This window comes from Vibrio sp. HI00D65 (genome assembly GCF_001635455.1).
Lineage (GTDB): Bacteria > Pseudomonadota > Gammaproteobacteria > Enterobacterales > Vibrionaceae > Vibrio.
The window spans coordinates 1-218 of the sequence record NZ_LWEH01000237.1 but is presented as its reverse complement, the minus strand read 5'-3'; the positions used below and the strand labels follow the sequence as shown (position 1 = coordinate 218).

Below are 218 nucleotides of genomic sequence, written 5' to 3'. Positions count from 1 at the left end.
AACCACTTCACGGTTAGTGTCAATCAACTGAACAAGTTCGATGAAGTACAAGCTGTGAATGATTATCTGAGTGATGCTGGCTTTACGATTAATGCATCTGGTGGTGAAGTGAAAGGCTCTCCAGAGGTGCTGTTAGAGCAATCATCAACCATGGCAGATAAAGTGCCAGTGGCATTCGTTGAAGGCAATGAGATGATTCCTGGTGGCTTCTATGAGTT

Annotated in this window: 1 protein-coding gene; it reads left to right on the top strand. The window is 44.0% G+C overall.

Features of this window, described 5'->3' with window-relative positions; translation table 11 throughout:
- The coding region (locus A3712_RS16775; RefSeq protein WP_157618796.1) for a 2-oxoadipate dioxygenase/decarboxylase family protein at positions 1-218 on the top strand (218 nt) is incomplete at both ends.